Annotated in this window: 5 protein-coding genes; 2 read left to right on the top strand and 3 right to left on the bottom strand. The window is 68.9% G+C overall.

What is annotated here, in order from left to right:
* Positions 1-131 precede the first annotated feature (131 nt).
* Positions 132-1,406 carry a hypothetical protein gene (locus tag Q9K23_RS07200; protein ID WP_020792390.1) on the bottom strand — a complete coding sequence of 425 codons (1,275 nt, stop codon included), beginning with the start codon at positions 1,404-1,406 and terminating at the stop codon, positions 132-134.
* 489 nt (positions 1,407-1,895) lie between these two features.
* On the opposite strand from Q9K23_RS07200, the gene Q9K23_RS07205 reads away from it, so the two are divergent.
* Together Q9K23_RS07205 and Q9K23_RS07210 are read left to right on the top strand one after the other, a co-directional pair.
* Positions 1,896-2,528 carry a TetR/AcrR family transcriptional regulator gene (locus Q9K23_RS07205; protein WP_053778203.1) on the top strand — a complete coding sequence of 211 codons (633 nt, stop codon included), beginning with the start codon at positions 1,896-1,898 and terminating at the stop codon, positions 2,526-2,528.
* A gap of 563 nt (positions 2,529-3,091) precedes the next feature.
* Positions 3,092-4,333, top strand: a complete 1,242-nt coding sequence (locus Q9K23_RS07210; protein ID WP_261978047.1) for an HNH endonuclease signature motif containing protein — start codon at positions 3,092-3,094, stop codon at positions 4,331-4,333.
* Positions 4,334-5,002: 669 nt separating this feature from the next.
* On the opposite strand, the gene Q9K23_RS07215 is transcribed toward Q9K23_RS07210, so the two are convergent.
* Positions 5,003-5,977, bottom strand: coding sequence for a hypothetical protein (locus Q9K23_RS07215; protein ID WP_261978048.1), 975 nt, complete (start codon positions 5,975-5,977; stop codon positions 5,003-5,005).
* Between the two features lie 63 nt (positions 5,978-6,040).
* A complete protein-coding gene (locus Q9K23_RS07220; RefSeq protein ID WP_348533958.1) occupies positions 6,041-24,496 on the bottom strand; it encodes an amino acid adenylation domain-containing protein in 18,456 nt (6,151 codons plus the stop codon).
* Between the last annotated feature and the right edge of the window lie 572 nt (positions 24,497-25,068).

Consider the following 25,068-nt stretch of genomic DNA (forward strand, 5'->3'; position numbering starts at 1 on the left):
GTGTCAAGGTCAAGGGCCGGGTCGTCAAGACCCCGATCATCGGGACCGTGGCTTCTCCGTCCACGAGAATGTCCCGCGGACCGCACACTTCCGGTGCGGCCCGCGGGACATGTCTCCGCGAGCGGGATCGATCAGGCGGCGTCGGCGACCGGGGTCTCACCACGGGTGTCGGCGGAGGTGCTGCCGGTGCCGTCGGTGTCGGTGCCGTCGGACTCGGTACCGGAGTCTGTGTCGGCGTTCTCGCCCGAATCCGGGTCGGCACTGTCGGTGTCCGACGGGTCGGTGTCGGTGCCCGACGGCTCCGAGGTGGTCGGCTCGGAGGTCGACGGCGATGTCGTCGTGGTCCGAGTCGTCGTGGTGCTCGTCGCGGGCGTGTCGTCGGCGTCGTCGGAACCGGTGGTCGTCGGGATCGCGGCGAGCTGCGAGCGGGTCGTGGTGGACGTCGCGGTGCTCGACGACACCGACCGCGCCGCTACCGACCGGGTGGTGGCCGAGGTGGTGGCCGCGCCCGTCAGGGCCGGGGTGGACGAGGTGAACGGACCGACGGTCGGCAGACCGAACGGGAACTCGATCTCCGGGATGGAGGTGACCGGCAGGATCTGGGTGCTGTCGAAGTCGCCGAGGTCGATGGTCGGCAGGGCCAGACGGTTCGGGCGGTCGGCGCCGTTGATGTTCGCGGTCGGGAACAGCGTGATCCGCGAGCCCAGCCAGTCGATGGTGACCGGCTCCGAGATGCCGTAGTCACTGGTCAGCGCGATGATCGACGAACCGCCGAGGGACAGACGGACGACGTCCTTGCTGAGGGACAGCCCGCGACCGTTGAACAGTCCGTCCAGCGCGCCGGCCAGCGTGTCGGCAGGGTCCGCGAGGATGGCCGTGGGGTCGGTCAGGGCGAACTGCACCTGCGGGATGGACTGCAACTGGTCGAACTTGAAATCGAAGGTGCCCAGCACGTTCGCGCACGCGCCGACCTTCTCCGCGTAGCCGACCGCGAGGCCGCCGTAGCAGCTGACGTGCTGGATCGCCGGCAGTCCGGCATCGCCTGCGAGCGGAAGCGTGAAGATCTCGACCGGGATCTTGCTGGTCGTCCACGCATTCGCGGTGCCGACCAGAGCGAAGGCGAACGCCGTGCGACCGTCACTGGCACCGGCCGTGGCGACACTGATCGGCAGGTAGGCGATCGCCGTGGCGTTGCCACCACCGGACGCCAGCGCGAACTGGAATCCGTCACCGATCACCTTTGCGCTGCCGTCTGCAACTGCGGCGTCCGGGACGGGGACGGTGACGCCGAGGACCTTGCCGTCGCTCCCCACCAACCAGTCCGGGACCGCATTGAACAGCGACTGGCTGACCTTGTACACCCCGTCCGGCACCAGATCGATCGTCGACGGAAGCACCACCGCCACGCCGGCGCCCGTCGATCCCGTGCAGTCGGCACCGCCATTCGCCGGTCCGCCGTCAGACGTGGACGAGCACAGTTCGAAGCGCCACTGCTCTGCGAGCCCTTGCGTCAGGCCGTTGTTGGCCAGCGCAGCGATAACATCCCCGATCGACCCGCTTGCGTCAGGGAATCCGGGAAGGACCGCTGCCTTCGACTCCCCAGCGCCTACTGCCGAGCCGAAGGCAAGGACAAGCGCGGAGAGCAAGGTTATGAGCGCAACGATCGATCTGGTGTATGACCGAGGGGGCTTCGGCTTCGTCATGTGATCACCATCTCCTGTTTCCTGAGGGCAAGCTGAGATAGTAGAACACGACTTATAGCGCATGCACATGCAGGTTCAACTAGTTCACAGTTGCGCACGGAAAGAACCTGCCGTCCGACAGAAATGTTGCGGTCTCGAAAACGTCGATGTCGGGCACGTTAACGCCCGAGAAGGTGGGCTTATGGTGCGCAGATGACCTCCTCCGCGACTCGGTCCCGCACCACGCCGACCCCCGGCAGACCGCGACTCACCGAGCCCCGCCGCCGAGGAACCACCGGCCGCGAGGAGATCCTCGACGCCGCCGCCGAACTCTTCGTGCGGCACGGATACAGCGGGACGTCGACGCGGATGATCGCCGAGGCCGTGGGCATCCGGCAGGCCTCGATGTATCACTACTTCAAGAACAAGGACGACATCCTCGCCACGCTGCTCGACAGCACCGTGCTCGCCTCGCTCGACCACGCACGGACGCTGCTGACCGCCGACGGTCCGGCACTCGCCCGACTTCTCGATCTCACGCGCTTCGACAGCCAGCAACTCGTCGACGCCGAGTGGAACCTGGGCTCGCTGTACCTCCTGCCCGAGGTCGCCGACGATCGCTACGCCGATTTCCGCTCCGCCCGGATCGAGCTGGCCGACTGCTACGAGACCCTCGCCATCGCGGCCATCGGCAATGCCGACGACCCTCGTCGGCTACTCCCCTTCCGGCTGGTCGAATCGGTGATCATGGTTCGTTCCGACGAGGAACGCAGAGAACTCGCCGACCGGACCGCAGCCGAGTTCGTCGACACGATCATCGAGGCCATCTCCGCCATACTGAAGTAGTAACCCTGCGCCCGTAGATGATTGAGCCGGGATTGAGCATCGTCGAGGACCCGAGTCGAAATCTCCCAAGCTGGCGTTGAGTGGTGACCACCTCCGAGGTGGTCACATCGGCGCGCCCGGCCGTCTGAGGTTTCGACACGCCTTACACACGGCCCGTTGATGATTCAGCCGCTCTATCCACGATGATTGGGCCGGGACCGAGCATCGCGAGGACCCGAGTCGAAATCTCCGCAGCCTGCGCTGGGTGGTGACCACCTCGGAGGGGGGCGCGTTGGCGACGTCGGCCGCCGGAGGTTTCGACACGCCTCGTCGCTACGCTCCTCATCGGATCAACCATCCACGGCGACTTGCTGATTGAGCCGCGATCCCGTTGCTGATTGAGCCGGGACCGAGCCGGAAGGGCGAGGACCCGTGTCGAAATCTCCGCAGCCGACAATGTCCCCAACAACCCCACAGGCGAACCCGAACCCCCAGGGTAAACAGCTTTCACAACTTATCCACAAATCTTGTTCTACTTGCGAATTCGCGCGCTCATCGCCTATACGTTCGCTACAATGGAACACATGCAGGGGGAGCTGGACACCGTGATCGACACACTCACCAATTGTCGTTTCGACGACGATCAGACCGGGCAGATCGTCTTCACGGACATGCAGAAACTGGTCACCATACGCAACCTCGTCGACTCACTCACCGCCGCCGGCGCCGGGCATCTCGACCGGCTGGAGGTCGCACAGAATCACGGGCACAAACCGATCGCGTTGCTGATCGAGATGGGGCTCGCGCCCGCCGTCGCCGCGCGGATGCAGCGGATCGGCACCTCAGCGGTCGTGGAACGCACACTGAAACACGCCGCCGACGGTGCGATCTCGGGCGAGCATGTGGATGCGATCGTGCGCGGACTCAACCAGATCGGCTTGCGTGCCGGCGAACCCCCGACCGCCGAAACCTGGGCCGAGTTCGAGGGTGATCTGTTGGCGCAGGTGTTGTCGGGGGCCAAGCCTGCTGAGGTGATGGCACGAGCGCATCAGCTTGGTGACCATCATGCTGATGACACCGAGGGCGGACGTCCAGCGAAAGAGGACCGCAATCTGAATGCCCTGGATATCGGGCGGACCGATGATGGGCGGGTCGCCGTCTCGGGGAGTCTGGATGTTGTTGTCGGGGAAAAGTTGGCGACGGCGATCGAGAAGCTGTCGGCGCCGGTCCCGCAACCGGATGGTTCGAAAGATCCGCGTGAAGCGCCTCGACGTCGCGCGGATGCGTTGGAGATGGTTTTGGACATGGCCGCTGGTGCGGGGGAACGGTCGGTGACCGCTCTACCTGCGGCGTTGATCAACCTGTCGGTCCCCGCGGATGCGCCCGACAAGTCGGCGTTGGCGTTCGGTGGGTCGATCACCCACAGCACCCTGCTCGAAACCAGTTGTGACGGCGTGGTGGTGATGACCATCGTCGACGGTGAGCGGGTCCCGTTGGATATGGGACGGTCGAAACGGTTGTTCACCGCTTCGCAGCGGCGAGCCCTGTTCGAGCGGGATCGGTGTTGTATCAAGTGTGGTGCCCCGGCGTCCCGCACGCAGGCCCATCACATCGCGCATTGGTCGGATGGTGGTGCCACCGACCTTGCCAATGGGTGTCTACTGTGTGCGTCGTGTCATGCCGATGTGCATCACAACGGGTGGGATGTCTACATGGGGCCGGATGCGCATCCGTGGTTGATTCCACCGGAGGTGGTGGATCGGCGTCGTCGTCCGATTCCGGCGTATAACAGGCGGTTTGCCGACGAACTACCGAATGCTGCCTGACCTTTGTAGAAGCTTGTGTTCTTTGAGAACTTCATAGAGATAGTGGTGTGTCGGGACCTCCGCTGGTTGCGTTGGCGAGTTCGGCCGGCGGAGGTTTCGACACGTCTTGTCGCTTCGCTCCTCATCGGCTCAACCATCAATGGGGCGTTGCCGATTGAGCCGCGCCTTCTGCGATGATTGAGCCGGGACCGAGCATCGCGAGGACCCGAGTCGAAATCTCCGCAGCTTGCGTTGGGAGGTGAGCACCTCGGAGGTGGTTGCGTTGGCGAGTTCGGCCGGCGGAGGTTTCGACACGCCTCGTCGCTACGCTCCTCATCGGCTCAACCACCAACGAGCGGTTGCTGATTGATCCGCGCCTTCTACGATGATTGAGCCGGGACCGAGCATCGCGAGGACCCGAGTCGAAATCTCCGCAGCCTACGTTGGGTGGTGAGCACCTCGGAGGTGGTCACGTTGGTGACGTCGGCTGTCTGAGGTTTCGACACGTCTTGTCGCTTCGCTCCTCATCGGCTCAACCACCAACGAGCGGTTGCTGATTGAGCCCTGAAACGAGTCAACGAGCTGTACTCGTCAGATTGATCATCAACGGCCAGTGGATGATCGAGCCCGAACCAAGCACACGAACGCTCGTCGGCTCGACCACCCAGTGGGCGTTGACGATTGATCCGGTCAGCAGCTGCCGATAGCCCCGCCCCGCAAAGCAACCTCCGTCATCCGGAGCAGCGAGCACCCGGCGGCCGGGTCACGCCGGTCGGCGGGTGTGGTGGCCGAAACCGGTCGCACTGCCGGAGTGGGCACGGACGCCTCGGTCCTCACCGCGGGTGCGGAGGCGGGTTGTGCCGCCGGGCGTGCAGTGTTCGTGCCACCACGCGCCGTCGGAGCGGGTTCCGATTGCGAACGGGGCGGATCGAGTGGAACGGTCCATCCCTTCTCGTATCCGTGTGCGGCACCGATGACGACTCCTGCCGCCACGGCCGGGAGGGCGACCAGAGTGGCGACCAGGGCCGTACCCACCAGGGGCCCGACGACCAGGCCGGTGGGCAGGAACGGGATACCGAAGATCAGACCGAGCCCGCCGCCGACGACGGCGCCGACAGCGAGGGCGATCGGGGATGCGACCGCACCGCCGATCACGCCACCGACCACTGCGTCACCGACCATCTTCTCGGCGACCTTGTCGGCCCGGGCCTCCGGAACACCGTTACTGTGCAGAACATCCGAGATCCCCTGCACCAGAACACCGGAAGCCTCACTGACCTGCGTCGCGACCTGCGGCGGCACCGCTCCCGGACGATGCAGACGGAGATTGCCGATCCGGATCTCATCCGGGTTCGCTGCCGGGGCCGCCACCGTCACACGTGAAACGGTCAGATCCGGAGTCGGCCAGATCCTCACGGCAGTGGGATCGGTGGATGCGACGAGCGTCGTCGCGGCGTCGAGGCGAGCGATCCCATAGGTGACACCGGTCTGTGTGCTCACCGCATCAGGCGGCGCGCCCGACGGCCGGGCATCGGCGATGGCGGTCACCGTCATCGTCAGCGACGCGGCCATCACACACCCCACCGCGGCGGTTGTGACACTGCGGACGCGGTGATTGCCGGGACTGATGTGGCGGGCGGTGACCGTGGTGCCGGATCTACTCATGGACGACCTCATTTCTCGATGGTGAAATGGCCATTTCTCCAAACGCTAGCCCCGGAAGGCGTGCTAGCGAGGCTGTTCGGCACCCATTCGCCGCTCGAGGATCTCGGCGATCGTGATGATCGCCTCGTTCTCGGTCATCGACAGGTGATCGCAATCGACGTCGACATTCGAGATGACACCACCAACGAACGGCTGCCAACCCGGATGCCCCAGGGCGTCGGGACGACGGTCACGGACTGCGGTGAAGAACTGGAGGTCGACGTCGACAACCGGGAGTTCCCAGTCACCCGTCGCCCGGAGCAGCAGGTTGTAGGCATCGGTCAGGCGCTGGATCGTCGCGGCGTCCACCCCGAAGCCCTCACCCAGATGCTCGGTGATCTGCGCGGCCGCCTGTTCTGCGGTGGCATCGGAACTGACGAAGTCGATACCCAGGACCGGTCCGAGATTGCTGATCAGCTCACCCGCGGTGATCTCCACGATCTCCGAGGTGTCGATCGCATCGGCCTCCGCGTCGAGCATCGCCAGCATGGCCACCTCTTCACCCGCCGCCCGCATCTCGGCGGCCACGGCGTGTGCGATCACCCCACCCAGCGACCACCCCAACAGGTGGTATGGGCCGTGCGGCTGCACCGTACGGATCTCGTCGAAGTAGCGCCGGGCGATCGCCGACACCGATGTCGGGCCGGGGTCCTCCCCGCCGATCTGAGGCGCCTGCAGACCGTAGACCGGCCGGTCGTCGGGGATCTGCCTGCCCAGCGTCTGATAGCACCATGCCAGCCCCGATGCGGGGTGGACGCAGAACAGCGGCGGCTTGTCACCACCGGTCCGGATCGGCAGCAGCACGTCGAGTCCGAGCCCGCTGCCGGCGTCGTCTGCGGCACCACCGTCACCGGTCTCGAACACCGTGCCGCCGTTGCGGATACCGGCCTCGATCCGCCGTGCGAGGTCGGCCGGACTCGAGTCGGAGAGCATCCAGCGGATCGGGATCTCCACGTGCAGTTCGTTCTTCAGCGAGTTGACCACCCGAACCGAGGTCAGCGAGTTGCCGCCCAGCGCGTAGAAGTCGTCGTCGGCCCCCACCCGCGCCACCCCGAGCACATCCTCGAAGGTGCGCGCGATCTCGCCCTCCAACTCCGTTGCCGGTGCCCGGAACTCGTCGGTGCGCCGCGCGGTCTTGGGCAGCCGGGCCCGGTCCAGCTTGCCCGACGCCGTCAGCGGCACCGTGTCGAGGACCATCACGGCCGTCGGCACCATGTAGCCCGGCAGTGCCGTCGACGCGAACGCACTCACCTCGGCGGTGTCGACGGTGGCACCGGCCGCGGGCACGAGATAGACGACGAGGTACTCGACCCGCTCGGTCGCGGTGACCGTCGCGACCGCCCGTGCCACGCTCTCATGCTCGGCGAACACCGCCTCGATCTCACCGAGCTCGATCCGCAGGCCACGCAACTTCACCTGGAAGTCGCTGCGGCCCAGGTATTCCAGCTCCCCGGTCGACCGACGGCGCACCAGGTCGCCGGTACGGTACATCCGCTCGCCGGCGACGAACGGATCGGCCACGAAACGCTCGGCGGTCAGGCCGGTCCGACCGAAGTAGCCGCGGGCCACCTGGGTACCCGACAGGTACAGGTCACCGGTCACACCCGGGGGCACCGGGCAGAGCCGGGAATCGAGGACGTAGGCCCGGGAGTTCCACACCGGGGTGCCCATCGGCACCGCCCCGTGGTCGTCCGCACCCACCTGATGCGACGTCGCGTGCACGGTGAACTCGGTGGGGCCGTAGAGGTTGTGGAGTTCCACCGCGGGCAGTGCACGATGGGCCGCGGCAACCACGTCGGGGCCGAACGCCTCACCGGCCACCAGCAGGGCCCGCAACGAGTCCAACGATCTCCCCGACGCACCCGGATCGACCGTGGCCGCCTCGGGGGCGAGCGCATCGGCGAAGACCGCGAGCATCGACGGGACGAACGAGGTGAGCGTGACCCGTTCGGTGTCGATCACCTCGGCGAGGTAGTCCGGGTCGGTGTGACCGTCCGGACGGGCGACGACCAGCCGCGCACCCGCCGCGAGGGTCCCGAAGATCTCCCACACCGAGACGTCGAAGGTGGACGGGGTCTTCTGCAGCACCACGTCCGTGCCGGTCAGGGCGTACTCGTCGCTGATCCAGCGCACCTGGTTGACCGCCGAACGATGGGAGATGGCAACGCCCTTCGGCCGTCCGGTCGACCCGGAGGTGAACAGCAGGTAGGCCAGGGCATCCGGATCGGCCGCGGTGACCCGGTCGTCGTCGGTCAGGGGCGAATCGTCGAACCCCGACAACTCGATCCCGTCCAGCGTGGTCAGCACCACCACCGGGTCGGCGCAGCCGAGCATGTGGCCGATCCGGTCGGCCGGATGGTCCGGGTCGATCGGGATGTAGCCGCCACCGGCGGCATGCACCGCATACATCGCGGTGATCTGGTCGAGGGAACGTCGCATCCGGATGGCGACCAGGGCATCGGGACCGACCCCGCGGGAGACCAGCCACCGCGCCAGTCGGTTGACCCGACCGGCGAACTCGGCGTAGGTCAGGGTGAGGTCCCCGGCGGTGACGGCCGGGCCGTCGGCGAATCGGGCGGCCGCGCCGGCGAACAGCGATGCGAGTGTCTCCGCGGGGTCGACGGCGTGATCGGTCGCATTCCAGCGGACGAGGGCCGCCTCACGCTCGGCGGCGTCGAGCAGGTCGACGTCGTGGATCGACCGGCCGGGATCGGCCGACAGCGCGGTGAGCACCCGCAGCAGCCGTTCGGCGAACGTGGTCACCGTGGCGGCGTCGAACAGGTCGGTGGCGAAGGTGATCTCGCCGGCGATCCCCGCCGGTGCCCCGGTGTCGTCGTAGCTGTCCGACACCGTCACCTGCATGTCGAACATCGACATCCCGGTATCGGATTCGACGGCCTCCACCGACAGTGCGGGCAGTTCGATCGCGGTGGTCGAGACGTTCTGGAACGCCAGCATCACCTGGAACAGCGGGTTGTAGGCGTCCGACCGGACCGGGTTCAGTTCCTGGACGAGCCGCTCGAACGGGACGTCAGCATGTCCGAAGGCCGCCAGATCCGTGTCCCGTGCGTCCTCGATCAGTTCGCCGAACGACATCCCGTCCCGGATCTGTGTCCGCAGCACGAGGGTGTTGACGAACATTCCGATCAGATCGTCGAGTTCACGCTCGCCACGTCCGGCGTACGGGGTTCCGATCGCCACGTCGTCGGTGACGGCCAGCCGGGCCAGCAGGGCGACCAGCGCCGCGTGGAACACCATGAACAGCGTCGCATTGTGTTCCCGTGCGATCACCTGGAGGGCGGCGTGCAGGTCGGCGCCGACGGCCAGCGGGACACCGGCACCGGCGAACGACTGTGTCGCCGGGCGGGGGCGATCGGCCGGCAGCTCGATCAATGCGGGCACGTCGGCCAGTTGTCCTGTCCAGTAGTCGATCTGGGCGCGCAGCGTCGATTCCGGGTCGTCGGCGGACCCGAGGACCGCACGCTGCCAGATCGCATAGTCCGCGTACTGCACCGCCGGTGGCACCCATCCGGGGGCGTTGCCCTCTGCGCGGGCCACATAGGCGGTCATCATGTCCCGGGCGAGCGGGGTCAACGACGAACCGTCACCGCAGATGTGGTGGAGCACCACGGCCAGCACCCACTCGCCACCGCCGAGACCATAGAGCCGCACCCGCATGGGCACCTCGGCGGTGACGTCGAACGGCATCCGCATGAGTTCCGAGACCTCGTGGAACAGCTCGGATTCCGACACCTTCGACACCGCCATCACCACGCGTGCGGTGGCGGCGGGCAGGACGAGCTGGCTGGGCTCCCCGGCCACGTACGGGTACACCGTCCGCAGCACCTCGTGGCGGGTGACGACGTCGTCGATCGCCAGTTGCAGCGCATCGGGGTCGAGTTCGCCGGACAGCCGCATCACGATCGGGATGCTGTAGGCGGAGGAATCGGGTTCGATCTGGTTGAGGAACCACATCCGTTGCTGCGCATAGGACAGCGGGATATGTTCCGGCCGATCCTGTGCGACCAGCGCGATCCGGCCGGTGTCGGTGTGGGATTCGGCCCGTGCGGCCAGCTTCGACACCGTGGACGCCTCGAAGATCATCGAGACCGGCACCGTGGTGTCGAGGGCCGCACCGATCCTGGCGACCACCCGGGTGGCGGCCAGACTGTTGCCGCCGAGTTCGAAGAAGTCGTCGTCGGCGCCGACACCGCCGGTGATACCCAGGACGTCGGCGAACACACCGGCCACGATCTCCTCGACGGGCGAGGCCGGCGCCCGGAACGCCCGCGTGGTGATCATCGGGGCCGGGAGGGCCTTGCGGTCGAGTTTGCCGCTCGGCGTGAGCGGGACCCGGTCGAGGACCATCACCGCCGACGGCACCATGTAGGACGGCAACGTCTCGGTGAGCAGGGCCCGCAGCTTCTCCCCCACCACCACCGCACCGGGTGCGGGCACCACATAGGACACCAGACGCACCCCGACGGCGTCGTCCCGGCGCGGCACCGTCGTCGCGAAGGACACGTCGGCGTAGGCGCCGAGGGCGGCGTCGATCTCCCCGAGTTCCACCCGGAATCCGTGGATCTTGACCTGGAAGTCGTTGCGGCCGATGAACTCCAGTGCACCCGCGCGGTTGCGGCGGACGACGTCGCCGGTGCGGTAGATCCGCTGTCCGGGCCGGCCGAAGGGATGTGCCACGAATCGCGACGCGGTGACGCCGGACCGGTTCAGGTAGCCGCGTGCCAGGGCGGGCCCGGCCAGGTAGAGTTCGCCGGCGACGCCGACCGGTACCGGCTGCATCCGGGCGTCGAGCACCAGTGCCTGCATCCCGGCCAACGGCGCACCGATGGTGGAGCGTTCGCCCACCTGCAGCGGTTCGGTGGCGGTGGCGACGACGGTGGTCTCGGTCGGACCGTAGAGCACCCGGAACTGCCGGGCGCGGGCCGGATCGGCCTCCAGCCATCGGGTCACCAGATCGGTCGGCACCTCGTCACCGCCGGACATCACCACACGCAGGTGCTCGAGCCCGTCGGGTTCCACCGAGGCCAGCGCGGCAGGGGTGACGAAGGCGTGTGTGACCCGTTGTGTGCGAAGCAGATCGGCCAGCTCGTCGCCGCCGCGCATCCCGGTGGGGGCCACCACCAGCGCCGAGGAGGCGCTCACCGCGAGCAGGATCTCCAACAGTGACGCGTCGAACGACGGTGAGGCGAAGTGCAGCACGCGTGCGGTGGCACCGATCTCGGCGTCGACGTGCAGGGTGGACAGGTAGTCGGCGATGCCGGCGTGGCTGACGGCCACCCCCTTCGGCACCCCGGTCGAGCCGGAGGTGAAGACCACCCAGGCCGTGTTGGTGGCACGCACCGGGTGTACCCGCTCGTCCTGCCCGATCGGTGTCGCGGCGAGGCCGTCGATCCGGGTGGCCACGTCGATATCCGCGGGCACGATCCAGTCGAGGGTGTCGGGGAGGACGACGCGGGCGTCCGATGTGGTGATTCCCAGTACCGCACCCGAATCCGAGACCATCTGCTCGATCCGTGTGCTCGGGTAGTGCGGATCCACCGGCACGTACGGCGCACCGGTCTTGACCACGGCCCACCAGGCCACCACCGATTCCGCCGACCGCTCGATCGCGACCGCCACCGGCCGTTCGGGAGCTGCGCCGAGGCCGATCAGGTGGCGTGCCAGGCGATTCGACCGGCGGTCGAGTTCGGTGTAGGACAGCACGGTCTCACCGGAGATCACCGCGGCACCGTCGGGGTTGCGTTCGACCGCCGCCGCGAACACCGCCGGCAGCAGCGTCGGCGATGTCGTCGTGCGGGGTCCGATCTGTGAGAGCAGCGTCGTGCGTTCGTCGGTGTCGAGCCAGTCGATGTCGCCGATCGGCGTCGTCACATCGTCGACGACCGCTTCGAGGACCCGATGGAGGCGGCGGACGAATCCGGCGACCGTGTCGGCGTCGAAGAGGTCGCGCGCGAACATCATGCTTCCCGAGATACCTTGTGCGACGACGGGTTTCCCGTTGGCGTCGGTTCCGTACTCGTCGGCGATCACCAGCTGCAGGTCGAACTGGCAGATCCCGGTGTCGGCCTGTGCCCGCGAGACGGTCACCTCGGGCAGTTCCACGTGGACCTTCGACAGGTTCTGCAGCGCGAGGGCCACCCCGAACAGCGGATGGTGGGCGGTGGAGCGTTCGGGATTGAGTTCCTCGACGATCCGCTCGAAGGGGACGTCGGCGTGCTCGAAGGCCTGCAGGTCGGCGTCGCGCACCCGGTCGAGCAGTTCGGCGAAGGACTCGTCGCCGGTGACGGCGGTCCGCAGGGCCAGGGTGTTGACGAACATCCCGACCAGGTCGTCGAGCCCCGGCTCACCGCGACCGGCGACCGGTGTGCCGACGACGATGTCGTCGCCGCCGCCGAGCCGTGCCAGCACGGTCGCCAGGGCGGCGTGCAGGACCAGGAACAGCGAGGCTCCACGCGAACGCGCGAGGGTGAGCAGCCGGGAGTGCAGTTCCGGTCCGATCTCCACCGGCACCGACCCCCCGGCGAAGGTCGCCACCGCGGGCCGTGGCCGGTCGGTGGGCAGATCCAGCACATCGGGTGCCCCGGCCAGCGAGCTCCGCCAGAAGTCGAGTTGCGCGCGCATCAGCGACTGGGCGTCCTCGGCGGCACCGAGCACCTCGCGCTGCCACAGGGCGTAGTCGGCGTACTGCACCGACAGCGGTTCCCATCCGGGGGCGCGGCCGTCGCGGCGCGTGGCATAGGCCGTCATCACATCGCGCGACAGCGGCACCATCGACTGTCCGTCGCCGGCGATGTGATGGACCACCAGCACCAGCAGGAACTCGGCGGTCCGGTCCGCCGCCCCCTCCGCGACCCGGCCGGACGGCTCGCCGTCGATGATCTCGAACAGCGCCACCCGCATCGGCACGTAGGCGGTCACGTCGAATCCGCGGCGCACGAACTCGCCCACGGTGTCGGCGACCGCGGCCGCCGCCACCGTCTGCACGTCCACCTCGGTCGGGGCCCGATCCAGGATCTGCTGCCGCGGCTCGCCGGCGGTGTCGGGATAGATCGTGCGCAGCACCTCGTGCCGCGCGGTCACATCCGACAGCGCGTCCCGCAGCGCGGCGACGTCGAGCCGTCCGGACAGTCGCAGGATCACCGGGATGTTGTAGGCGGCCGATTCCGGTTCCATCCGGTTGAGGAACCACATCCGTTGCTGTGCCGGTGACAGCGGCACCAGTTCCGGTCGGGGTCCGGCGGTCAGCGGGATACGTCCGCCGCCGTCGAGCGACCCCACCAGGACCGCCAGCGCACCGACGGTGGGTGCATCGAACACCGCGCGCACCGGAACCCGTGTGCCGACCACCTCGCCGAGCCGTGCGACGACCACCGAGGCGCTCAGCGAGTCGCCGCCGAGGGCGAAGAAGTCGTCGTCGGCGCCGACGCGCGGGACGTCGAGCACATGCTCGAACGCGGCGGCGACCGCCGTTTCCATCGGGTTCGCCGGCGCCCGGAACTCGCTTGCGGCGAAGACCGGCTCGGGCAGGCCCGCCCGGTCCAGTTTGCCGGTGCGGGTCATCGGGATCTCGTCCAGGACGACGACCGCCGCCGGCACCATGTAGGCGGGCAGTTTCTCGGCCAGCGCCGCACGCAGCCGGGTGCTCGACAGTGTTGTCCCCGGCGCCGCCACCACATAGGAGACCAGCATGTGCCCGGCCCCGGCACCGGCGCGGCTGCGTCCGATGGTGACGGCGTAGTCGACGTCGTCGCGCTCGCCCAGCAGAGCGTCGATCTCGCCCACCTCGACGCGTGTGCCACGCACCTTGACCTGGAAGTCGTTGCGGCCCACGAACTCCAGTTGGTGATCGGCGTTGCGTCGGACGATGTCGCCGGTCCGGTACATCCGGTCACCGGGGTCACCGAACGGGCAGGGCACGAACCGGGTCGCGGTGGTCCCGGGCCTGCCGATGTAGCCGTCGGCGAGACCGGGGCCCACCAGGTACAGCTCGCCGGCGATGCCCTGCGGCACCGGCCGCATCCAGGTGTCGAGGACGGTGACGCCGACCGGCCCCACCGCGGTGCCGATCGTGACCGGTCCACCCGGATGGAGGGGTTCGCTCGCGGTCGCCCAGATGGTGGACTCGGTGGGCCCGTACAGGTTGACCATGATGCGGCCCGGTGCCCACCGGTCGATCAGTTGCGGGCCGACCGACTCACCCGCGGTGGCCAGCACCCGCAGGGTGGCCGGTCCCGTGCGGTGGGCGTCGGCCTCGTCGTCCTCGGGGTCGGTCGGCACCGTGGCCAGCGCCGACGGGGTCAGGACGGCGTGGGTGACGGCCTCGCGGCGGATCAGTTCGGCCAGTTCGGGTCCGCCGTAGACGTCGGCCGGCGACACCACGAGGCGTCCGCCGGATCCGTGTGCCATCAGCAGTTCGAACACCGAGGCGTCGAATCCCGGTGAGGCCACCTGCAGTACCCGTGCGGCGGGGCCGACGTCGAGGACCCGGCGTTGTGCGGCGACGAGGTGTGCCAGGCCGCGATGGCTGACGCGCACGCCCTTGGGGGTGCCGGTCGAGCCGGACGTGTAGATCACATAGGCGGTGTCGCCGAGGCGGATCGGGCCGCCGCGCTCGGCGTCGGTGACCGGCGCGGCCGCCTCTGCGGCGAGGTCGTCGACGGTGCGTTGCTCGTCGAGCACCCGCCAGTCGACTCCGCCGGGCAGACCGTCACGCACGTCGGCCAGGGTGAACCCCAGCGTCACCGCGCAATCGGTGAGCAGGAAGCCGACGCGTTCGGCGGGCAGGCCCGGGTCGATCGGCAGGAACGGCACACCGGCCTTGGCCGCGGCCCAGATCGCGACGACCGCCTGCGGCGATCGTGGCAGCACACACGCCACCACGCCCTGCGGTCCGTGCGCATGCCGCAGGAGGTGGCGGGCCAGCCGGTTCGACTGCTCGTCGAGTTCGCGATAGGACATCCCGGTGTCCCCGCTGCGCACCGCGATCTCCTCGGGGGCACGGCGGGCGGACGCGGTGAGGATCTCGCCCAGGGTGAGCGAATCCGGTTCCGCCGCATCACGTGTGGCGCTCCGCGGCCACTGGACACCCTCCACGGCCTGGGCGAGCATCCCCAGCCGGGTCTGGGGCTCGGCGGCGATGCAGGTCAGGTATTCGACGAAGCGGTCGACGATCTCGCGGGCCTGTCCCGCGTCGAACTCGTCACGCCGGTACCGCAGGGTGATGGTCAGTGCCGGGCCGCCCTGCCTGCCGTCGTCGGCGCCGTCGGATGTCGGTTCCTCGGTCTGGTTGCGGGCATCGAGATTCGGTGCGACGACCACACTCAGCGGATACGGGGTCGCGTCGATACCGCTGATGCCGTCGACCCGCAGTCCCGCCGAGTCGACCAGCTGCTGCAGGGCCGCCGCATGCAGCGGGAAGGACTGGAACGCCAGCGCGGTGTCGAAGAGATCGGAGACGCCGGCGGCACGGTGGATGGCGGGCAGCCCCACGTAGTGGTGGTCGAGCAGCCGCGCATTGCCCTCCTGCACCTGGATCAGCAACTCCTGCAACGACAATGCGGGTTCGAGCCGCGCCCGGACCGGCACCGTGTTCAAGAACATGCCCAGCGCCTGCTCCGCACCCGGCAATGCCGGTGGCCGGCCGGCGACCGCGGAACCGAGGATCACGTCGGTCTCACCGGTCAGCACCCGCAGGACCAGCGACCACGCGGTGGACAGTGCGGTGCCGATGGTCACCGCGGAATCGGCGGTGACCGAACGCAATCGGCCGAATTCCTCGGCGGGGAGCTCCACGACGACCTCGCCGACGGCGGCATCGGCCATCGCCGCACCGCCACGGGAGACCCGGGTGGGCGCCTCGACATCGGCGTAGGCCTGCGCCCAGGCGGTCGTCGAACCCTCGTGGTCCTGCCCGGCCAGCCAGACCAGATGGTCACGGTAGGACGGTGCGGGCCCGGCCACCGCGATGCGCTCGGGATCTCCGTAGTACTCGAGTAGTTCACGCATCAGCAGCGGCATCGACCAGCCGTCGAGGATCACGTGATGGTTGGTGATGTGCAGCACGAACGAGCCCACGTCACGGCGGACCAGGGTGAACCGGATCAGCGACGGGACACTCAGATCGAAAGCGGCAGCAGCACTCTCGGCGACGACACGCTCGGCGCTCGCGGTGGGGACGTCACCGACCAGATCGATCTCACGGAAGGCCACCTCGGCGTCGGTGACCACGATCTGGCGCGGGCCCCGGGACGTCTCGGCGAATCCGGCGCGCAGGATGTCGTGGCGGTCGACGAGGGCCTGCGCGGCCCGGCGCAGCCGCGCACCGTCGACGTCGCCGGACAAGGCGATGGTCGACTGCACGGTGTAGTTGTCACGGGCATCGGGGTCCAGTGACGAGTGGAAGTGGATTCCCGCCTGCGTCGGCGACAGCGGCCACACCTCCGACAGGGTCGGATAGCGGTGCCGGAGCGCCTCGAGATCGGCGTCCTCGACGTCGGCGAACCGTGGGTCCGAGGCCGAGACCGGCGCGTCGGGTACCGGGGTGTCGTCGGCGCTGCGCAGGGCCGCGAGTTCGGCGATGGCGGCCACCGTCTTGGCCTCGAAGACATCGCGGGGCGTGATGGCGAATCCGGCGGCCTTGGCGAGCGCGACCAGCTGCATCGAGACGATGCTGTCGCCGCCGAGGGTGAAGAAGTTGCTGTCGGCGGTGACCTGGTCGAGGCGCAGGACCTCGGCGAACAGTTGCGCGAAGACCACCTCGGCCGGTGTCGAGGGCGCCCGGCCGCCCTCTTCCTCGGAACGGAAGTCCCACGGGGGAAGCGCCTTCCGGTCGATCTTGCCGGTCCGGGTGAACGGCATCGACTCCAGCTCGACGATCGCGGCGGGCGACATGTACTGCGGCAGGGTGTCGGCGAGTCCGTCGTGCAGCGCCCCGACGTCCAGCGTCTGTCCCGGTGCGCCGACCACATAGGACACCAGCACCGGCTGACCCGCCGGTCCCGGCTGGACCACGGTGGCGACCTGGGCCACCTCCCGATGACGGCCGAGATGGGCGTCGATGTCGCCGGTCTCGATCCGCAGTCCGCGGATCTTGACCTGCTGATCGTTGCGTCCGAGATAGTCCAGCTCGAGGCCGTCCCGGCCACGCACCCACCGCACCGAGTCGCCGGTGCGATAGATCCGTTCGCCGGTCGCCGACCTCGGGTCCGCGACGAAACGTGCCGCGGTGATGCCCGGGCGGGCATGGTATCCGCGGGCGAGTCCGGGACCGCCGAGGTAGAGCTCACCGGCCACCCCCACCGGGACCGGCCGCAGCCAGGCGTCGAGCACCGACACCGACACACCCTGGATCGGCCGGCCGATGGTCACCGGCCGGCCCGGGGCCAGGTCGTCGGCCCCGGTGGCCCAGATGGTGGCCTCGGTCGGGCCGTAGTGGTTCATCAGGCGTCGGCCCGGCGACCACCGGTTGACGATGTCGGCGCCGGTCGCCTCACCGACCACGGCGATGGTCGCCGTCGGCGCCAGCCGCGCCGGGTCCATCGTGTTGAGTGCCGACGGGGTGATGATCGCATGCGAGATGTGTTCTGCCCGAGCGAGTTCCTCGAGATCGGTACCGCCGTACACGTCGGGCGGTGCCACCACGAGAGCACCGCCGTTGCCCAGGGCGAGCAGCACCTCGGAGACGCAGGCGTCGAACCCCGGAGACGCCACCTGCAGCACCGTCGAGCCGGGGCGCACCCCGAAGGAGTGGGCCTGTGCGGCAACACGATCGGCCAGTCCCCGGTGGCTGATCAGAACGGCCTTGGGCTTGCCGGTGGAACCGGAGGTGAAGATCAGGTAGGCGGCATTGTCGGGCCGGAGTCCGTCGGCGGCGATCGCGGCGGTGACGGCATCGTCCGGGCCGGTCCCGCCCGACCCCGTCCCGGCCGACCCGGTGCGGCCGGCCGGTGCGTCGAGCACCAGCCAGTCGACTCCGGCCGGCAGGTTCGGGGTGACGGCGGCCCGGGTCACCCCGAGGGTGCAGCCCGCGTCGGAGATCAGCTCGGCGAGACGGTGTGCGGGGTTGCCCGGATCGAGGGCGACGAAGGCGGCACCGGTTCGTGCCACCGCCCAGATCGCCACGACGAGGTCCGCCGAACGCGGAACGGCCAGTGCGACGAAGGATTCCGGACCCGCACCGCGCCGGATGAGTTCGGCGGCGACCCGATCGGCCCGGTGGGCGAGTTCGCGGTAGGTGAGCGTGGTGCCGTCGGCACGCACCGCCACCGCATCCGGGTGCCGGCGGGCGGAGTCGGCGAGGATGTCACGCAGCAGCCGGACCGGCTGCGGGGACGCGCCGGATTCGCCGGTCGTCCCGGCCGCCGACAGCTCGGCGTGCTCGCCGTGCCCGCACGAGGTCACCGCACCGACCTTGCGGCCCGGATCGGTGGCGATCTGACGCAGCAGCCCGACGAAGCGGTCGAGCAGGGCCCCGGCGGCCTCGGCGTCGATGCGGTCGACGGCGTACCGCACGGTGAGCACGTACCCGCCGGGTGTGTCGCCGGCGGAGTCGCCACGGCTCCCGGCGCCCGCGGTGCCCGGGCGCGGCGGGGTGACCTGGAGGCTGACCGGGTACGGGGTGGCGTCGTGGGCGACCAGATCGACCCAGCGCAGCCCGGCATCGGCCAGCGTCTGCCCCACCGCATCGGTGTCCACCGGATAGGACTCGAGGACCGTCACGGTGTCGAACATGTCGGCCACGCCGGTGGTCCGCTGCAGTTCGGCCAGCCCGACGTGCCGGTGATCGAGCAACGCGGCCTGTTCGGTCTGGGTGCGGGCGAGCAGTTCGACGATGCTCTCGGCGGGATCGAGGCGGACCCGCACCGGGAGGGTGTTGATGAACAGTCCCACCATCCGCTCGATGCCGGGGATGTGGGCCGGACGGTCGGACACCGTGTTGCCGAACACCACGTCGGTCCGCCCGGTCATCGCCGACAGCACCAGGGCCCAGGCCACCTGGATCGAGGTGTTGGCGGTGACCCCGTGTGTGCGTCCGAGGCCGAGGATCGCGTCGGTGGTGGCCGGATCGAGGACGATCTCGGTCTCGCCGATGTCGCCGCCGGCCGTCGTGCCGGCGGCACCGGTCAGGCGTGTCGGGCTCTCGATCTCGGCGAGCATCTCCTGCCACGCCGTACGCGCCGCGTCGTGGTCTCGGGAGTGCAGCCACAGCAGGTAGTCGCGGAAGGACCGCGGCTGCGGCAGTTCGGCCGGCTCGCCGTCGGCGATGTAGTGCAGCAACAGTTCGTGGATCAGCAGCGGCGCCGACCAGCCGTCGAGCACGATGTGGTGATTGGTGAGCACCAGCAGGTACCGGTCGGCGCCACGGTCGGCCCCCCGCGCGACGCGGATGAGGTGGAAGCGCAGCAGCGGCGGATGCGCGAGGTCGAACGGGGCCGCCGATTCCGCGACGAGCCGGCGCAGTTGCCGTTCCCGTTCCCCGGGGTCGTCGATGCCGGTGACGTCGGAGTCGGTCCAGTCGACCTCGACGTCGCGCAGGACGAGCTGGCGCGGCCCGGTCCCCGTCTCGACGAAGGCCACCCGGAGGCTGTCGTGCCGGTCGACGAGCCGCTGGGCGGCCCGCCGCATCCGGTCGGGGTGCACCGATCCGCCGAGGGTCAGTTCGGCCTGCACGGTGTAGCCGTCCTCGCGGGCGATGTGATCCGACGCCTCGAGCGCATCGTCGTAGAGCGCGTGGAACAGCAGCCCCGATTGCAGTGCGGTCAGCGGCCACACGTCGGTCAGCGACGGATACTCGCGGGTCCAGCCGTCGATCTCGGTCTGCGATGTGGCGACCAGACCGAAGTCCGACGGGGTGTGCCCGCCGGCGTCGTCGGCCCGCACATGCCGGGCCAGTGCCTCGAGGGCCTGCGCCCACAGACCGGCGAGTTCCTCGACGTCGTCGTGGCGCAGGACCAGCGAGGCGAACTCCCACGTCGCATCGAGTTCCAGACCGTCCGGCCCCGGTGCCGCGATCGCGTTGATGTCCAGGACCGCCGGCAGCGCCATCTGCGGCGCACCGGTGCCGACCAGCGAGTCGAACTCGCCGGACGGCGCCCAGGGACCGGCGTGGTCACCGGTGCCGGCCCGGCCCAGGTAGTTGAAGCTGATCTGTGGTTCGGCCCGGCCGCCGAGTTCGGCGCGACCCACCGGGTCGAGGTACCGGACCATGCCGAAACCGATCCCGTTGTCGGGCACCGCCCGCAGCTGTTCCTTCACCTGCCGGATCGCCTGTCCTGCGGCGGCCCCGCCGGCGAAGGCATCGTCGACGTCGACGCCGTCGAGGTCGAGCCGGACCGGGAAACGGGAGGTGAACCATCCGACCGTCCCGGTCAGGTCGGCCCCGGGCACGGCGGCCTCTTCGCGGCCGTGGCCCTCGAGTGCGATCAGCTCGTCGATCCCGGTGGTGCCGGTGACACCGTGGCGCCGGCGCCACCGCGCCAGCGCGAGCACCAGGGCGGCGAGCAGCGCGTCGTTGGCGCCGCCGTGGAACCGGGCGGGGACGGTGGTGAGGACCGCTTCGGTGACCTCGGCCGGCATGCGCATCCGCACGCATCCGGCGGTGGCGAGCACGTCGCGATCGGGGTCGAGCCCACGATCGCCGAGCAGCCGCTCCCCCGGTTCGAGTACCGCGGTCCACCGATCGAGCTCGGCGGCGGTGCGCTCGGACGAGTGCTCGAGCAGGCCGTGGACCCACCGGCGCACCGACGTCGTCGGGTCACCGAGTGCCGGGTCGGCGCCGCCGGCGATCTGCTGCCAGGCCTGGGCGAGGCCGGTGAGCAGGATGCGCCACGACACCCCGTCGACGGCGAGGTGATGGATGACCAGCCACATCAGATCCGGTTGCGTGTCGTCGGCCTCGGACATCCACACGAATCGGATCATCGCACCGGCGCGCGGATCGAGCGTATCGGCCGCGACCTGCAGGTGATGGTCGATCTCGTCGGCGTCACGCCGGTCGAGCCACACCAGGTCCAGCACCTGCGCGGCGTCGACCGTCCCCGGGGCACCGACCTCGATGTGGGTCTCGCCCGGCTGCCCGTCGACGAGCCGCGCGCGCAGGATGTCGTGGTGGTCCACCAGTGCCTGCAGCGCACGCACCAGGTCGGGACGGGTGAGACCGTCGGGCAGTTCCACCAGGGCGGCCTGGGTGAAACGGTCGACGGGTCCGCGGTCGAGCATCGCATGCATGATCGGCGACAGCGGGATCGATCCGACGCCACCGCCGGGCAGTTCGGGCAGCCCCGCGTCGTCGGTGAGATCGGTGGCCACGGCGGCGAGGGCGGCGACGGTCTTGTGCTCGAACACATCCTGGGTCGAGAAGGCCAGTCCGCTCGCCTTGGCCCGGGCCACCAGCTGGATCGACAGGATGCTGTCGCCGCCGAGGGTGAAGAAGCTGTCGTCGGCGCCCACCCGCGGCACTCCGAGTACCTCGGAGAACAGCTGTGCCAGTTCGGTTTCCCGGGGCGTCGAGGGCATCCGTCCACTCGCCGCGGAGGCGAAGACCGGGTCGGGCAGCGCCTTGCGGTCGACCTTGCCGAAGGCGTTGACCGGCAGGTCGTCCATCATCGTGATCACGGCCGGGACCATGTGCGGCGGAAGGCATTCGCGCGCGAAACGTTCCAGCTCGGCGGGTTCGACCCGGGCATCGCCCACCGGCACCACATAGGACGCCAGGACGGTCGCGCCGATGTTGTTGCGAACCGGCACCGTGATGGACGCCTCCACCCCGGCGTGTCCGGTGAGTGCGGTGTCGATCTCACCCGGTTCGATCCGGTATCCGCGGATCTTCAACTGGAAGTCGGTGCGCCCCAACAGCTCCAGCGACACCTGCGATGCATCGCCGACCCAGCGTGCCAGATCGCCGGTCCGGTACATCCGCTCACCGGGGGCACCGTGGGGATGGGCCACGAATCGGGCCGCGGTCGAGGCCGACATGTGCGCATAGCCGCGCGCCAGTCCCGGTCCGGCCAGATACACCTCGCCGACCGTGCCCACCGGAACCGGCGCCAGCATGGGGTCGAGGACCATCACCGACGCACCGCGGACCGGGCTGCCGGCGGTGAGGTCGGCCGACGGGTCGATCACCGAACTCGACGCGGTGATCGTCGCCTCCGTCGGCCCGTACTCGTTGATCATCGTCGCGCACCGGGTCCAGCGTCCGACGATGTGCGGGGCACATCGGTCGCCGCCCACCACGACGGTCCGCAGATCGGTCAGCGCCTCGGGTTCGACGGTGGCCAGCATGGTGGGCGTCAGGGTCAGGTGGGTGATGTGCTCGTCGGCGAGCAGGCGGGTCAGCTGCTCACCACCGATCACCTCCGGCGGCACGATCACCAGGGCCGCACCGTTGGCGAAGCAGGTGAGCAACTGTTCGATCGAGGCGTCGAAACTCGGTGACAGCGCATAGGACACCCGTGCGGTGTGGTCCAGGCGGTAGGCGTCGGTCCGGTCGGCGATCAGGTCGGCGAGCCCACCGTGGGTGACCTGCACGCCCTTGGGCACACCGGTCGACCCAGAGGTGTAGGTCATGTATGCGACGTTGCCCGGCCGCACCGGCCGGATGCGGTCGGCATCATCGATCGGCGTCCCTGCACCTGTCACCGTCCCGTCGCTGCCGACCGTGTCACCGTCGACGATCACCGGGCGCGTCGATCCCGGCAACCGGTCGGTGTACTCGTCGACGGTGATCGCCACGTCGGCGCCGCTGTCGGCGAGGATGTGCTCGATGCGTTGCATCGGCTGGGCCGGATCGACGTGCACGATGGTGGCGCCGGACCTGGCGACCGCCCAGGCCGCGGTGACCGACAGCGCGGAGCGTCGGAGCACGATCGCGACGGCCGTCTCCGGACCGCAGCCCTCGGCGATCAGCCTGCGGGCCAGCCGGGCGGAGGCGGCGTCGAGTTCGCGATAGGTCAGGGTCCCGGTCTCCGACGAGATCGCGATCGCATCGGCGTGCCGGCGCACGGTGTCGGCGAGGATGTCGGGGAGCAGCCGCGGTGCCGTTGCCGCCCCGCCGCGCACGGGGAGCAGCGCCGAGCGTTCCTGCTCGTCGAGCAGTGCCAGCCGGCCCACGTGACGGTCGCTCGGACCGCTCAGGAACTCGTGCAGGAACATCAGGAAACGCCGGTGGTGACCGGCGAGCTCGGCCGGGGTGTAGATGTTCGGATTGCCCTGGAAGTCGATGTGCGTGCTGTCCTTGCCCGCACCCGGGTAGATGTTGACGAAGAGGTCGGAGGTGGGCCCGGAGGTCAGCACGTGCAGCCGGCCGGTGACGTCACCGAGCACGACCTCGCTGTCGACCATCATGAGGTTGACCGCCGGCCCGAAGGATGCGGTCTCGTCACGGGCGATACCCATGTCGGCGAAGATGTCCTCCTGGCGGTACCGCTGGCGGCGCAGCGCGCTCATCAGCTCGCCCTTCACCCGGGCGATCACCTCGTCGAGGGTGCATCCGGCCACCGGGACGCGCAGCGGCACCACGTTCGCGATCATTCCCCCCGACCGGCGCAGCACCGCCGAATGCCTGCCCGAGACCGGAAGGCTCAGCAGGACCTCGGCGCTACCGGTCATCCGGGCCAGGTAGGCGGCGAAGGCCGCGACGATCACCGGCGTCACCCCGCCGCCCTCGTGCGCCGCGTCGTCGAGCAGGCGGGCGGTGTCGGCGGGGATGGGGGTGCTCACCAGTGCCGGGTGCAGTGTGGGTTTGCCGAGCCGGCCGGCCAGGCTGACCACCGGTGGCGCGTCGGCGAGATGGTCGCTCCAGTACTGCCGGTCGTTCTCGTAGCGGGCCGATCCGGGATACGACGAGTCCTGCGCGATGATCTCGGCGAGTTCGTCGGCCTTCGACGGCGGTGCCACCTCACCACGGATCCCGGCGTTGTAGAGCTCGGTGATCCGCCGCACCATCGTGATGGCGGCGAATCCGTCGAGGGCGATGTGATGGGCACGCAGGTACCAGAGGTGATGGTCGACGCCTACCTGGTAGATGATGCTCACCATGAGGTCGTCGACCAGCAGGTCCAGGGGCCGGCTGTAGTCCTCGAGCATCAGCCGGTGCGCGGTCGCCATGGGGTCGTCCATGCCGCGCAGGTCCACGATGTACACGGGTGCACCGCGCTCGTCGTCCACATACTGGCGCGGTTCACCGTCGATCTCCACCAGGTGCAGGTTCCCGGAACCGAACTCCCGGCCGGTGGTCCGGCAGGCCACTTCGAGGAGTGCGGTGTCGAGTGCGCCCTCGATCTCCACGTACTGGGCCACCGAGATAGGCAGGTCGCCGGCGACGTGCTGGGCGAACCAGATCCCGCGCTGGGCGCTGGACAGGGGCAGGGAGTCCACGCCCGCCGGCAAACCGGGCGCAGTGCGCTCGTTCGGAATGAAATTCAGCGGCGTGGTGGCGAATCCCTTGTCGGAAATGGTCACGTGACCTCCATACGTCGTCATTGAAACGAAGTGGGTCCATGGAGAGCTGTCGACCCGTCGATAAAACGAGACCCTACTCGTGCCAATATTCGCTAACAACAATTTTCGACGTCGCCGACTACGAACGGACTACAAACGATCTCACCTGGACAATTCGGCCCGATCCGACAACACGGCGCACCGGATATCGTCCATAACACATCGCCAAACATGTTGTGGCAATGCGTCTTTCAATCGAATGACGCGACCGCGGACCCCACCGGACCAGCCGCTCGAATACTCGGCCCCCCGACCGAAACGGTGACGACAATTCTTGCACCACCGCACCAGAAATAAACCGAACTGCGCCGATGGACACCCATCCGGATACCACCGAAAACCGACACATCTCCCACCGTTACCGCACACCCACTCTTACCGAGTCCCACTATACTTTCGGGTAAACCCCCAGATCGCCCGATTTTCGATATGGACGACATTGTTTTACTAGCGGTACTAAATAGTTTTTGGACGCACCCCACAACGAATGCCCGGTTTTTCCGATCAAACCCACGAATCCTCGTCGGGTTCCC

Origin of the sequence: Gordonia sp. NB41Y (genome assembly GCF_030718915.1) — a bacterium.
In the GTDB taxonomy this organism is placed as follows: Bacteria; Actinomycetota; Actinomycetes; order Mycobacteriales; family Mycobacteriaceae; genus Gordonia; species Gordonia desulfuricans.